Annotated in this window: 8 protein-coding genes and 1 pseudogene; 2 read left to right on the top strand and 7 right to left on the bottom strand. The window is 36.9% G+C overall.

Annotation, left to right across the window (positions count from 1 at the left end):
• A partial coding sequence (locus tag BW942_RS19845; protein ID WP_139325936.1) for an integrase core domain-containing protein occupies positions 1 to 310 on the top strand: 310 nt, incomplete at its 5' end.
• Between the two features lie 632 nt (positions 311 to 942).
• A pseudogene (locus BW942_RS22285) lies at positions 943 to 1072 on the top strand (IS481 family transposase); the annotation flags it as partial.
• Positions 1073 to 1161: 89 nt separating this feature from the next.
• On the opposite strand, the gene BW942_RS19840 reads toward BW942_RS22285, so the two are convergent.
• From BW942_RS19840 to BW942_RS19800, 7 genes are all read right to left on the bottom strand, one after another.
• Entirely contained in the window at positions 1162 to 1602 is a 441-nt protein-coding gene (locus tag BW942_RS19840; RefSeq protein WP_001173977.1) for a VOC family protein, read from the bottom strand.
• Positions 1603 to 1727: 125 nt separating this feature from the next.
• Complete coding sequence (locus BW942_RS19835) at positions 1728 to 2990, bottom strand: hypothetical protein (RefSeq protein WP_000861191.1); 1263 nt, start codon at positions 2988 to 2990, stop codon at positions 1728 to 1730.
• Between the two features lie 1521 nt (positions 2991 to 4511).
• Positions 4512 to 4877 (bottom strand): transposase, encoded by a 366-nt coding sequence (locus BW942_RS22030; protein WP_000667935.1) that lies wholly within the window; start codon positions 4875 to 4877, stop codon positions 4512 to 4514.
• Positions 4874 to 5416 carry a transposase gene (locus BW942_RS22025; protein ID WP_000463110.1) on the bottom strand — a complete coding sequence of 181 codons (543 nt, stop codon included), beginning with the start codon at positions 5414 to 5416 and terminating at the stop codon, positions 4874 to 4876. Before BW942_RS22025 ends, BW942_RS22030 begins: the two co-directional genes overlap by 4 nt.
• Positions 5417 to 5807: 391 nt before the next feature.
• Positions 5808 to 6059 carry a hypothetical protein gene (locus tag BW942_RS19810; protein WP_000133464.1) on the bottom strand — a complete coding sequence of 84 codons (252 nt, stop codon included), beginning with the start codon at positions 6057 to 6059 and terminating at the stop codon, positions 5808 to 5810.
• A 258-nt stretch (positions 6060 to 6317) separates the two neighbouring features.
• Positions 6318 to 7058, bottom strand: a complete 741-nt coding sequence (locus BW942_RS19805) for a hypothetical protein (RefSeq protein ID WP_001089660.1) — start codon at positions 7056 to 7058, stop codon at positions 6318 to 6320.
• Positions 7055 to 14719, bottom strand: coding sequence for a SpvB/TcaC N-terminal domain-containing protein (locus BW942_RS19800; RefSeq protein WP_001001378.1), 7665 nt, complete (start codon positions 14717 to 14719; stop codon positions 7055 to 7057). The genes BW942_RS19805 and BW942_RS19800 overlap by 4 nt, the downstream gene beginning before the upstream one ends.
• Positions 14720 to 14797: the final 78 nt, after the last annotated feature.

Here is a 14797-nt window from a genome sequence, read left to right as displayed (position 1 = left end):
AAACCCTCGGAAAGGATTGATCTTTCATTCGGATCGGGGTTCTAATTTCTGTTCTAAAGAAACACGCAGACTACTAATTGCCAACGGTATCAGACGAAGCAACAGCAGAAAAGGAAATTGTTGGGACAATGCGGTGGCAGAGTCTTTCTTTAGTTATCTAAAAAGAGAAATCGAATACAATACATTCTATAACATTGAAGAAGCGGAACATCTTCTATTCGATTTTATCGAAGTGTATTACAATAGATTCAGGTTTCATTCTACATTAGGTTATATCAGCCCTGAAGAATTTGAGACAAATATTGCTTAAATGGCTGTCCACTTTTATGTGACTACTTCAGTTTTGAGAGCAGCTTGCATAATTTTTTATGAACAAAAGCAAAGCTCGATACCAACTTTAAAAACAAGGAATTTTTTCTATGATTTTGTTTTCTCAAGAACAAACGTGAACGAATTCGGTATGACAAATGCGAAAGCGATTGTAGTGGAAATTCCGAAGGAATTGGAGCGAAAAGCGCGGTCGCGAGCCAAAGTCCACTACGAAATCTGCGAGCGATTCGCCCAGATTTTCTTACGGTCCTGCTCACGTATAACAAAAGCCTAAGAACCAAAAACATGAAAGAAGGATTCAAAAATCAAATCCGATTCTTGGAAATTAAGATTCCTTACGAGATCATAAACGTTAGTCGAAATTAAAAAGTAGAATTTGAATCAATTGAACAAAGAAATTAAAAGACATCTCAAAAATACTTTTATCTTTACTTAAAATGCCAATTCGATTATTTCCAAGATTTTTTAAGATGGCTCCTAACAGGCCGTTTTCTTTCGGATCTTGAATTCTTTTTCGAACCTTTTATCATTCTAATTCCCATTCCTGAAAACGGAAATGGGATGTACCGAATAAGCTGAAACAAGAAATAAAATAACTTTTTATCTCACCAAATCTTACGGTATAACTACGAACAGGACACATCAAGGCAAGCATTGTTTTGGTAAAACTCCATTCCAGAATTTCCTCGGCACGAAGGAGCTTGAGAAGAAAAAATATCTCGATAACTTACAGTTTTCGTAATGAACTTTAAAAGAGTGTAAGATCTTATTTTGGCTATTACAGCTTAACGGTTGCGATCTGCGACGTTGGGCGTTCGTTGTTTTGTCCGCTTATATTTGTCCTTTATATTTTGGGTCAAAATCAACCATCCATTCAATCCCATATTTGTCTCTAAACATTCCAAAGTAAGAACCCCAAGGACTGTCGGCAATAGACATTTCAATTTGTCCACCTGCTGATAGCCCATTAAATAACTTGTCTGCTTCTTCTTTACTTTCTGCACTGATTACAATTTTACTTCTGTTCTCATTTTCATTTGTTCGCCCCATAGCTTCCGGGACATCATTTGCCATCAACATATTATATTTACCAATAGGCAAAGCAATGTGCATAATTTTATTTTCTTCTTTTTTTGCTACTGGAAATTCAGGACTTGCAAGATCTTTGAAACGTATAATTTTTGCAAACTCTCCGCCAAATACTGATTTATAAAATGTAAATGCTTCTTCGGCATTTCCGTTGAAGTTAATATGAGGATTAATAAGTGCCATAATTTTTATTTTTAAGCGTTAATCAATTTTTGAATGTCAAATTTAGTCATTTGCATAAATGTTTCAATTACTTTTTGAGATTCTTCAGGATTGTTCATAAGACTATCCACTTTTATGTTACTACTTCACTTAAAGTAACTCTTGCGAACAGTAGATCTTATCTTTTCTCGTTGGGAATATATCTTCTTCATATTTGGTGATCGGTTACGTTTATTACCTCGATAAAATTGATTAATCCAATCAGTTGTATTTAATGCAGTCCCCTTTATTCTATTATCATAGTCGAATTGCTCTACAAAGCTTGGCACTTTTTTAAAATTTGGATCAACAATTTCAATTGTAAATTTTTCATTTTTCACCAATTGATGATTGATCCGAAAATTGATGTGCTGATCTCCAAAACCATAACCAATAATAATTAGTTTATCGACGCTTTTCATGACATCCTCAAATAGCTTTAGTTTCTCCTCACCTTGCTTTATTTTTGCCGTTTTACTGTATTTATTCCCTCCGATTAAAACAGACTTCGTCAAAACTACAAGATCATCATCTTCATCTGCAACAAATATATGACGACGGTTATTCGGTAGTTTAATCTTGCTATCCTCATCAAAGAAGAAAGCCATCTTATGAATTTTATTAAATTGATTAATAAGATCGATGGAGCTACTGAAAGTAAGTGGAAAATTGCATACCATGTGTCTTTTACTATAATCAAGCTCGCCAAGACCTCCATGAAGTTTTACAATATTAGCTCCAAACTTGTTTTTAAAATATGCTTTGTTTTTGATATTGAATTCTTTTCTTTTTTTGCAAGTAAAATTTATTTTATCGGTCATGCAATTGTTATCTATCGGAAACTTAATGACTTCCGTATCCCCATAGGTAGCAGGTATGTCGTAATCTATGCACAATAGTTCAAGATAAATATCGTGATTTAGCGTAAAGAACCAGGTTTCATTTTCATTAAGCACGTGTTTCAAGCCTGCGTACAAATCAAAATTGGTTTTATAAATCTGATTGTATGAAATATTTTGATAAAGCATTAAATTTGAATAAATCGTTCCATAAAATAGATTTAGTAAATAACGATAAGAAGTTTTAATAACTCCACCCTCTTTTGAAATTGATGCCAATTCTTCAATTTGAGCCAAAAGGTATTCATAATTTTTTACTTTTCTTTTTTTATGATGATAAAGAAGCTTTATTCCTTTAGAAATTGCCCTCTTACTAAATGGAACCTCTTCTTCAAGAGATAATAATACTTCAATTAATTGTGACTCATCGATTCCTGAAAATAGATTAAGAAAGTAATTCGTTAAATCAATTCCTAATGGCATTCCCAAATCATATGAGAATCCTGCTCCAAGTAAGAAGGCTACTTTCATTGAATAATGTATAAAATCAACTTTGGAGTATTTCGCTTAACGAAAGAGTCTCCTCGACGTTGCGGCCGCAAGCGCATTAGCGCGATGCGGTTGACACGAGATTCGAGCGACCTTAGTCGCGTCTCGCGAACCGAAGTGACAAAGCAATGTGGCTTTAGCCCGGAGTGAGAGTCGCATTAGTGATCTCGAACGGAGCGAGGAGACGAAGTTAGGCGAAGGGAAATGCGATAATTTCATAGTATTATTTCTGCTTAAGCTGCTGTAATAAGAGCGAATGAAGCTAAAGATTACATACAAACTGAAAATCATCAAATATATTAAAAATAAAGAAAATAATAAATGCAGAATATTATTCAATGGTACGATTTGTGAAAAGTAAATAACTAACATTGAGAATAATATTGTTATAAAGAGTTTTTTTATAGATTCAACTAACAATTCTAACAAAATTATGCGGTTTTCTATAATTCTTAATATCATGGAAGCAATATTATTAATTAAATGAGTGTTACCCATTAAGCTAGTATATCTGACTTTATTTTCCTTCAGCTTAATTACAAATTCAGCATGCGCTTTATCGAAAGCCGAATCAAAAAAATTAATTTCTTTAAATGTCTTAAAATTATAACTATCAATAATAGAAGCTAATTCAAATTTTATAAATTTATATTTATTCGGCAAATGTAGTAGATGTTCTTTCAATTTATCAATAATCTGCAAAATGTTTGAAAAGTAGTTTTGTTTTTGCGTTTCAATTGATTGACAATAGAAAATAAAAAATATTAATAAAACACCCGCAATAATTCCAATTAACTGTAATATTTGATTTAGTAATTCTATACATTGTTTTAAGTCGAATGAAATTTTAAGACAACTTTTTAATTCTAGGTAATAAATAGAATAATCCCAATAATCAGTTGCAAACGAAAATCATAGGCAATTCCTCTAAATTTCGTATGTGCATAAGACAAGAATAATTTAGCCTGTTTATAATTTTTCATATCTTAAATGTCATTTTACAGGGAATTCGCACCACCTTTCGCCTAACTATAAATCACCGAATATTGTATAAACAACAAAAAACAAATGACTGATGAATTTCGTATAAACGCTGAAATTGCGAAGGTGCCTCATTGTTCCAGCTCCATTGTCGGATGTCAGAAGCTTTTTGGGAAGTTCGTAGAAAGCATATCTCCATTGTCAAGTAAGACCGCCAATTTATCATTCTCAACACGCGACTAGACGATAGTGCTGTCAATTTAAGAGACCCTGCCGTAATAGATTTCAAACTTACGTTTTCGAATCTTGTGTTTTCTTTTGAAGGTTCTATTTGGAACAACAGGTAGCCGATGTTTTATAAGTTCCGGCTTTCATTTCATCAAAAACGGAGTTCATAGGTTCAGCTCCGGAAAGTAACTTTGGAAGTTCTCCTTTCAGAATGCCGATAGCGATATTTCTATTAATTTTATAATCATATTTTGTTTTGAATCGATTGATCGTATTCTTCTTGCGCTTCTTGGATTAAAGAGAGGTAAGATTAAATGTTAAGATTTTTGCATAATATTCTTGAAGAAATCGGATTGAAGTTTTGGATGCTACATTCTCCAATTCAAGAGAATATTTTTCGAAACTAAAATGAGTTTCTATATTCCAACGTTTGCCGTAGAGAAAAACAATATCCTCTCTTGGAAATTCTGAACCGGGAAGATCGGTGACAAAAATTCCGACTTGTCCGTCTTTATATCTTGAGCAGACAAAACGTAATGAAAACAGATTTCCTTTTGTATTCGCATATTCTTTAAGCCATTCCTTCTTCTTTTGTATATTTTTAGTGATAAGAATGTTTTTAACTTTGTCGTATTCTTTAGAATTGTTGAAAAACTTCATAGTTCAATTAACAAAACTGCTTCAATCGACCGTTTCCATGAAATAGAAAACAGATGGAGAATTGATTTTTCAACAACTCTTTTGTATTTTCCTGCAATTTTTGCTTTCTTGAGCCAACGAGTATTGCTTCTAATGATAAAATGGATGCCGTTCGCCATTAACTTTCCGATTAGTTCCATCGATGGATAGCCCCTGTCGAAAAGAAGAATCAATTTCTTATTTTGAAGAACCGAGAGCGATCTAAGTTTCTCGATATGATCCAATGCCATTGACCTTTTACCCGTTCTATGCGGTCCAATAGTAGAACTTAATATTATATCATTATAAATATCAAATATAATCGAACTATTGGCATTCGGTGCTTCTGATTCTCCCAGTTGATTTTTTACACAGCCAAAATCCTTCACAAACTCCTTCGTTTTAGGTAGGCTTATTCCTGTCGCGTCGCAAGCTGCAACTATATAGCCTTTATGCGTTTTGCAATTCGTTACATTTTTGTAATAGCTGTTTACAAATTTTTCGTTTAACGATTCGAACACTTGCGGATTTAATTTCTCCCGCGCATAGGAAAACGCTTATTTCGTTACAGCTTTCTTTCCTAAATTCTTAAAATATCTATATAACTCGACCGCTAAGCTTTTGTTTAATAAGTTTATCATTGCTATCAGAAACCTCGGAAGGGTTAGTTCGCGATTCCGAGTAAAAGCACTCGGTTTCAATCGCGCCATTTCCAGGATCTTTCTGGAATATATCTAAACTTCTAATTCGCCTATGACTGTTATTCTTTCTTGCCCATGTCGTTTTGTTGTACTAAATTCTTTAGTCTTTAGTCTTTTTTCTTAAATTGACAGCATTGACCAGATGATAGTGTGATCTGTGTAAGATCAACTTCTAACTATTACACTTAAACAATTCCAACGGATTGGATAATCAATTAGAAAAAACATTGTTCTTCGGTTCTAAAGAAGACTTCCGAATTCTAAAACCACTCTCGTCATACCAGTAACTACCGAGGACCGCATTGTTCCCATCCTGAATCTGAGTAATCCTGTCTTGAGAATCAATACTGATCCGTTTGGTAAGATCTTTAACGTTGTCTCTTTGTCTTGTGAGATTTCCGTTTGCGTCATATTGAAGCGTTTCCTTCGCATACGCTCGGACCGGGCTCTCCGCTTCGGTCAAGTTATTGAGGAATTTTTAAAAAATAATATATTCTGCTTTCATTACAATAACTTGACCACGCATCCATCCCTAACGCGCTGTAAATCTTAATATTTCTTTTCTTCTTTCAGATCTCTCCTAATAAAAGCAAATCGTTTTCAAAGATCTTTAGGTCATTAAACTTTATTTTCGTTATATTCTAGTTTTAGAATACGATTTTAATTTTTTCCTATCAGTTATACTATTTTCATTCCTCTGCTTTTTTAGTTTTTGCGAGACTCAGGTCAGTTTAACAAGATTTTTAATTTGCGCTATGATAATCGCTTTTTTAATCATGAATTTTTCTTTAAAGCCTGCATTCCATCGTTTCACCGCTAGGAAAGCCTGCTGTTCTAAAAAATCTTTTGTTTTTTGGTCGCTATAACGTTGGAAAATAGCTTGAATTTTTTCATAATTTTTGTTAAATAAAAATGATGATAAGATATTTCCTGTATATTTTAAAATACTTTCATAATCTTTATTTTCATCTAATAAATCTTTTTCCAATGCTTTTTGAAATTCTTTGTAACCTTCTTCTTTATCAAAAAGAATGCCGCTATACGTTAAACGTTCTTTGAAACTTTCAGAATTGAAAAATAAATTGAGCTTGAGGTGATTAACAAGTGGATAATATAAATCTTTTAATTGATATTTATTGATTAAAAACATTCCTGAACTAGTTTGTTCTTCGTTCATTGATGTTAAATTTTTTTCTAAAAAATTGGAAATTAAATTTTGAGGAAAATCAGAGAAGCTTATAATAAAAATCGCCATATCTTTATCAAAGTTATCTTTCCCTTGCATCAACGAAGATGCAATATTATATAAAGAATTTGAATCTATTTTTTTTTCTTTAATGTAGTTAAAAAACTGGCCTTCAAATAGTTCTTCATCAAATTGTTTCTTAGATTTATCTCGAGTATTTCTTTTTGCTATTTTCCGAAGCTCCAAAATCGTTTTTTCAAAATTAACAGAATTCATTTCGTTTTCCCGTCGTAATTTATATTTTCTTTTGGAATTGCTCCATCAACTTTATATTGAGGAATTCCGTATGGACCTTTGTTCGTTATACCAGCTGCTCTTACCGTTGTATTTTTAGGAATTGTTAACTCTAACAAAGTAGCTCCACCTTTAAATCGATCCGTATAATATGGATTTTTTTGAAGTTCTTTATTGTATAATGTAGAAGAAATTTCTTTAGGATTATTCAAATTCACTTTTTTTAGATCTTCTAGTTTACCAATTGTAGGCCATCCTCTTTTTGGAAGACCTTTATCTTCGATCATAGCCAAGTCCTTCGTTGGAACAATTTTACCATATTTAGACGCTTCTTTCGTAGCATTTACAGAATTTGCAACTGCACTTTGCGATTGAGGGAGCCTATTTAATAAAGAATTTGTAATATTAGAACTACCTAGTCTACTACTTAAATAAATAGCAGATGGAAGAGCAGCGGAACCAACTTCAGCCGCAGCAGCATAACCAGTTGCAGCGGTAGCGCCGACAACGGCGGTGCCAACGACAGCTTTTTTAGCACCTTCTGAAACGGCATTCAAACCAGCGGAGTTACAACCTGCATTGCCTTTGCATTGGGAATTCATCATAATCCCAATACCACCATTCGCTTCATGCCCCGTCGGATCTTTCGCCCCAATCGGATTTCCTTTCACATACGAGAAACGATTCCAACCTTGCGTATCAAACTCACCGTCAATTAAAGTATCCGCACTGGTAAACCTCGCAATCCCCGGATCATAGTATCTCGCATTGAAAAAATAAAACCCAGACTCTCTGTCTAATTCTTGCGAATTAAACTTAGGAGAAAAGTTCAAATCCCCCCGTTGCACAAACGTATCACCATAAGGAAGATACTGCATCAAAGAAAGAGTGTTCCCCTCATCGTCTAACACAGTTGAGACGGAATCTACCTGATCGGTTAGGTAATAAGCAAGAGCACCCGCTTCGTTTAACGCAGCAATACGAACCCCATTCAGATAAACATTGTTAACCGAAGAGATCACGTTTTCGGATTCGATAAACTCAAGGCCAAAGAACTTACTCGGATACAAAATCTCAACGTTAGAAAAAACATTGTTTTTCGGTTCTAAAGAAGACTTTCGGATCCGAAAACCACTCTCGTCATACCAGTAACTACCGAGGATTGCATTGTTCCCATCCTGAATCTGAGTAATCCTGTCTTGAGAATCAATACTGATCCGTTTGGTAAGATCTTTAACGTTGTCTCTTTGACGAGTTAAGTTCCCATTGGCGTCATACGACATCGTAAGAGCATCCGCACCCGATTTAGAAGAATCAATATTCGTCACTTGATGGTTTGTGTATTGATAACTCCAAACGTCTTGAACAGAACCACTCAGAGGATCGTGAAATCTCTTAGAAGATAAATTCCCATTCTTCGCATAAACAAAAGACTGCTGAAATCTCTGTGTAAAGTTGGAATTAAAAGGTTCAATATACGATCCGTTAGCCGATGTAAGACGACCCAGACCATCGTAGTCATAAACGTATTGAGTATTGAAGTCGGTGGTTGTATTTGCAACATTCGTAATGTTGTTGTTCGGATTAAATGTATATAAGACGTCTTGTAAAACCTTGTTACTTCCACCCACATCCCCAGAAGAATTGAGACGAACCATTCTCCCCTTTACGTCATATCCGTAACTGGTTGTAATTCCGTTTCCAAGCGTAAGACTCGACGTCTGACCAAACTCGTTGTAGGTAATGTTTTCAACGATGTCCTTGTTACAATATCCCGGAAAGATTCCGTTTGTATTGACTTGAACAGAAATCCCAGAGATATACCCGGCGGTTCCGTAGTTGTAACAAGCACGCATTCTTCCGTGAGAAATCGGATGTTCTGGATAGTCGATACGAGTCACACGACCTAAAAGATCATATCTAGTTTCTGTAATATACGGTCCGGCGGTTTCAGAAGGAAGAGGATTTCCTTCTGTAGTCGCTAAAATCACTCTCGTTTCTTTTTTAACACGACCTAATTTGTCGTAACTAAAGGTTTTGTTTTGGCTGGAGTCTTCAATCCGTACCAGTCTTCCTAATGCGTTTTCACTCCCCGAAAAAGAATCATACGTATATTGAATATTCCCTTCTGGGATATTTTTAGTCAGGATTCTACCGACACCGTCATACGTGAAAGTCGTAGTCACCCCTTTTGCGTTTGTGGTCGAAGTTAAATCCCCAAACGCATTGTAGTTGTAGGAACTTACTCCTAAGTCAGGATCACTTTGAGCTTTTAACTTTCCAAATGCGTCGTAACTCCAATAGGTCTGGTTTCTTTCGGAAACGTCTTTTGTGGGAACTCCCGCGCTTGGATTGGGGCAACTCATCAAACTTGAGTCATTTAAATCACTTTTCTTTGTTCGGTTCCCGGCGATGTCGTAACAAAATCCGATCTTGGCCCCTGTTCCGTCACTGGCAAAGTCTTCTACATACAATACTTCCCCACTCGCATTTTTAACAGTGCGCTTGCTTGTTCCAGTACTGTGAGTTTCTGTCGTTTCAAACGCACTGTTGTAGGCTGTAGTTACGACCACAGGAGAAGTTTCCCCTTGGGCAAGTGGTAGAATCGTTTTTTTGATTCTTCCAATCGGATCGTATTCAAAAGAAGTTGGATTTCTTTCTTCTAAGTGCAATACAAACCGGTCAATTTCTCCGGAACTCGCCCAGCTCGATTGTCCTTTACGGACGAGTTTTCCGGTTCCATCATACACAAGCCTTCCCGTAATCGCAAAATTACCGTTAGACGCTGATTTGACCGTGTAGATGTTACGACCCATTCCGTCTGTGTAGGTACGGGACACAAAGTCCGGATCTCCCGTTCCCGTCACAAACGTTGTCTTTGCACTCAGTGGAAAACTGGAATCATAGCTGTAACTGGCGGTTGTGAGAGTTCCCACATCCGTGTCAGAACTCGTTTTTGTCAGTCTTCCAAAATTGTCATATTCAAAATAGCTTTTGTTTCCATTTGGATCCGTGGTTGTGGTCGGAACTCCAAACGCGCTTCCATATCCCATTTGATGTGTGGTTGTTAGTGTAATACTTCCCCCCCATTTTGTCTCTTGGGTTACAAACTGTTGAAGCTCATTGTCATACACGTAAGAGTTCCCACGCGCAGGACTAGAACTTGTGTCTCTTTCAGTTGTCTGATTCCCGTGATTGTCATATTCATACTCAGTTGTATGAGTTCCCACAGGAGAAAGCCCACTTCCAGTATAGGAACTCGCACGTTTGATTAGATTTCCTCTTGTGTCATACGAAAGTAGGGACGTAATCTCGTGGGAACTACCACTCAAACCCACACTTCGAGTCGCCCTTCTTTGGTTGGTAGTATCATCGGTTTCAAAATCGGTGATGGAAGTTGTGGTCGTAACACCGTGCACAGTATCACTAAAATGATCCGTTGTGGACTCGGTCTTCCGACTGATCTTCGTTCCGTTGATCACCACGTCGTAGGTTTGTGTCGTAGTTCTTTGACCGCTTAAATACTTTTCGATTTTGGTCGTAACAGGAAGGTAACTGGTCACACCCGGTGCACTGACAATTGGTTTTACATCGTGTGTTGTCTGGATGGTTCCGTAGTCGTTATTGTCATTTCCTACAATACGGGTTTCTTTTTCTGCTCCGGAAAGCGCGCGGTTCATCATATAATCGGCGTAAGGTGTAGTATGATACAGATGTATCGTTTTTTCTCCGTAGGCTTCGTGAACGGTAAACTCACTAAACCCAAAATAGTCAGATTCTTTTTTGCCATTTAAAAATGTAGAGAATGCAAATCCGTTTTTGTATTCAAAATCTTTTGTGATGACGTTGGAAAATCCATCGTCTAACGTAACTTTTGTGCAGACACGATAGTTTGTAGGCAGGTCTGGGATATCGTCTTCCCCTGTATTGTCAAACTTCGTAGAATTGGTATATTCAAAATCATAAATACCTCCAATCCCGTTTTTGACCCTTTCGATGATATCGGGAATACTTCCAGTCGAAAGTGCAAAATACCAAGTTGGTTCTTTTAAGTGAAAGATCCCAATGTCTGTCAGTCCATCCCCGTTATAGTCTCCTTGGATCCAACGAAATACATAGACTTGCGCGATTAAGTCAGGTCTGTCTAAATTTTTTGTAACTACACTCGCCGGCAAAGAAACGATCCTACTCTGTGTAAGATCGTAAATTTTGTCTTCCCCACCCGAGACCACAATCGGGTTTCCGCCATTGTCAAACTGGTCACTAAAACCGATCATACCCGCATTATATACGTTTTTTTGAATATTCGTAGAATTGATTTTAACTTTGGTAAATGAAGTTCCGTTGTCTAAATTTTTCCCAAACACGATCTCGCCCGTGTTCGTAAGAGCATATACGATCCCCGCCGGGTTTTTTGAATTGTAGTCCGTGGTAGTAATCGGAAGTACAAACTCCCCCGTTAAACGTTTAAACTGGATGGCGTTAGAAGAAATCGTTCCTAAATACCATTTGTGTGTGGTAGTCCTTCTATCTACGATTACAAGTTGTGCTTGTGTTGTGGTAAACTTGCCTGAAAAAAAACTAAATTCTTTTCTTCTCTGGCGATTCTCGTTTGTCCCCGCTTGAAAAAAATCATTTAAATCGGTCGGGGTAAGATCCCCACTGGGAGTTAAAACTTTGGTTCCACCTAGACCACTCAGAACAAATCTTGCGTTTCCACTGGAAGTCTGATCATCCAAGATGAGAACCGACTGAGAAGTATTGTTTTCAAAATGATCTACCGCATAACCGCTATTTAACGGATCAAACTTAGATACGTCCGTATCCGTAAAGGTAGCTAAATTCAAAATATCGAATGTAGTTCCGTTTGTATTTTTAAAACTAAAAAACTGATTGGTAGTTCCCTGTTTTTTGTAAAATAGGACTTCGTCTTTTAAATTGTTTGTATAACGGTCCGGTTTTCCACCCAAAAGGGTGGTAATCCCAGAAGCTTCCGGGTTCAAAGAAGTATTGACTCTTTCTGTAAAGTTATTTCCCCGTTTTAGATCCCATACGTTTGCCTTTCTGTCAAAGATCAAAAGTTCAGGAGAAGAAGAACAATCATCCTGAGTAAAACATCCCCCAAATACAAGTTCTCCTTTTCCAGAGTTTAGATTTCCGTCATATTTGTAAGAAAGTAAAATCGTCTTTGTATTGCTCGATACACTTAAACTCGTTTTACCCGATTCTATTTTTACCTCGTCTTTAGGAAGAGGAGTTTTGAGGATTCTGTCCGGATCAGGTCCATAGCTTAGATCGCTATAGATTTTGTATCTAAATCCGCTTTGTGTCGCTTCTCCAATCCAAAACTTTCCGTCACTTGCAGAGTAAAACCCTATGTCTGTTCTTCCGTCTCCGTTAAAATCACCTTGGAGCCAACGAGTTACTGTTTTAAACTGAGGAGTTCTAGACCAAATCTTAAAGTTGATCGTTCCATCCCCTGTTTCGCCTAATGTCCATTCTCCATTACTTCGATCAAATATGAGAAAATCTGAAAAACCATCTCCGTTAAAATCACCACTAAACCGGTCGTGTCCAAATAACGACTGTTCGGGTGCTGTAAAGACTTTGTAGAGTTTCCACTGCATTTGGAAGGTTACGGAATCATTTTTGTTTGGATTACGATGATTTTCACCCACAAACCACTTTCCCGATCTAGAGTCATACAAAGAAATGTCCGTTCTTCCGTCTCCGTTGTAGTCTCCTACAAGAAAGTTTACTTTGTCGTGATCCTTTCCTGGTTTTGTCAAATCATTTGTATTCGAACTATCTAAATTAGAATCTGGTGTATAATCATTTCTGAATACGTTTTGAAACTTTTTACTAAACCTTAAAAACTCAAAACTTCCCCCTTTATTGAGCATCAAAGTCCACTGACCCGTAGGTTCGTCAAAAAGAACACTATCACTCAGTCCGTTTCCGTCATAGTCTCCTGGGAACCATTCCATTCTAAAAATATCGGGAACGGAATTCATCAGTCTTCCATAACTTTTAAACTGCAGAACTCTTCCGTCGTGTTCTGCTACTACAAAGTCTCTGGTTTCGGGTAAGTAAAATGCAATATCGCTTCTTCCGTCTGCGTTGTAGTCTCCACTTACGTTTCCTTTGAAGAATTTTATCTTTTCGTCATTTCCGTATCCTTGATAACGGTTTGCATACAGTTTGAAGTTATACCCGCCTTCTTTTCTTCCTTCGGCGGCCTTCCAATTCCCTGACTTCGGATTAAAAAAGAGTAAATCAGAAATCCCATCCCCGTTAAAGTCTCCTTCAAAGTATTGGGTCGCTTCCGGATTGTCTTCTAACTCACTGGAGGTTTGATTGACTATATTCTGCCAGGTAAGTAGTCTGCTGGAAGTTTGATAAAAAAACTCTGGTTTGGTTGTGTGTTTACTCGATTGTATATTTTTAATTCTAGGTCTTCCCGAATCCGTAGAAATTTCGTATTCCGGTATATACTCATACAATTTTCCTCCCCCGTCCCAACCTACTTCGATTCTTTCAAGGATTCTGTCCATTTTCATGAGGAAACCAGGTGTATTAGAAACGTAAAAATCTTCTCTTTGTTTTGTAACAAACCTTACGTATTGTTTGGCGGATAGCCCACTTTTAGAGTTCCCTGTATATCGTATTTCTTTTAAATAGAGATTTCTATTTTTTGAATATTCCGAATTATCGTAATTTGCCTGTAGATAGTTTCCGTTTTTGTCTTCTGTTTTTGTCAAATACCAGCTATACGTTTGGTTTGAAAGCGCAGGATTGTAGATCCTACTTTCTAAACTTTCTCCGTAGATGGTTTTAGTTCCGGAAGCATCCAATACTTCCCAGACTCCCCCACTTTCTATTTGAGAAAGTTTGAATATTAGGAAGTCTTCACTTGTAATTTCTGCTCGGTAGACTCCGTTTTCGTTTGTATTGTTTCCGCTCACTTTGACAAGTCTTGTTCCGTTCCAGCTAAAACTGTCTCTTGTGTCGTAGTAAAGCGCTCCGTATTCTGGGGTTCTTGTTATACTTCCAAGTCCTAGACTCCATCCTATTCCTAACCATCCATCTCCTCCTGTAGAAGAATACGAAAGACTGAGCTTAGGTTCTACTCCTGCTCTTCCCGCAGGTGTTTGGATGGGATATGTTAGGCTGATATTTCCGTAGTGATTTGGTTCCGGGGATGCTACAAAAGAAGCTCCAGCGACCGGTTCTGCTTTTGTTTCGGGATCGTCTATCGCTTGTGCGTAGTTAGTCGATATGGAGAATAGATCACTTCCTTCCGGTGCGGGTGCTGATCCAGGGGATCCGTTTCCAGAACCAGGACTACCACCTACCCCACTTCCAGACGAGGGAAAACTCGCTCCGTTCGGGATTCCGAGTAAAGCCCACCAGTTATTGGACTTTCCTTTTTTTCCAGGTAAAATTCCACACGTAGTTGTAGTAAACAAAAAACAAAAGAACAGTAGTATATTGATATATTTGAATGTATGAGTGCAATATGGTTTTAAAAATATTTCTAAAGAATGGAAAAAGAAACTTCCTCCTTTCTTTTGAGGCGAAGCCTTTTTTGCAAGCGCGTGCTGTTTTTTCTCTGTCTTTCTATTTGTTTTTTCTTCGTTCATCTTGTTTGCTTTTTCTTTTCGTTTTTTGTTAAAAACTACAAAAGTAGCTTTTAAACTTTAGAGAATAATATTGTGGAT

Origin of the sequence: Leptospira interrogans (genome assembly GCF_900156205.1) — a bacterium.
GTDB classification, from domain to species: Bacteria; Spirochaetota; Leptospiria; order Leptospirales; family Leptospiraceae; genus Leptospira; species Leptospira interrogans.
The sequence above is the reverse complement of the archived record's forward strand: the minus strand, read 5'-3'. Positions and strand labels throughout refer to the sequence as shown.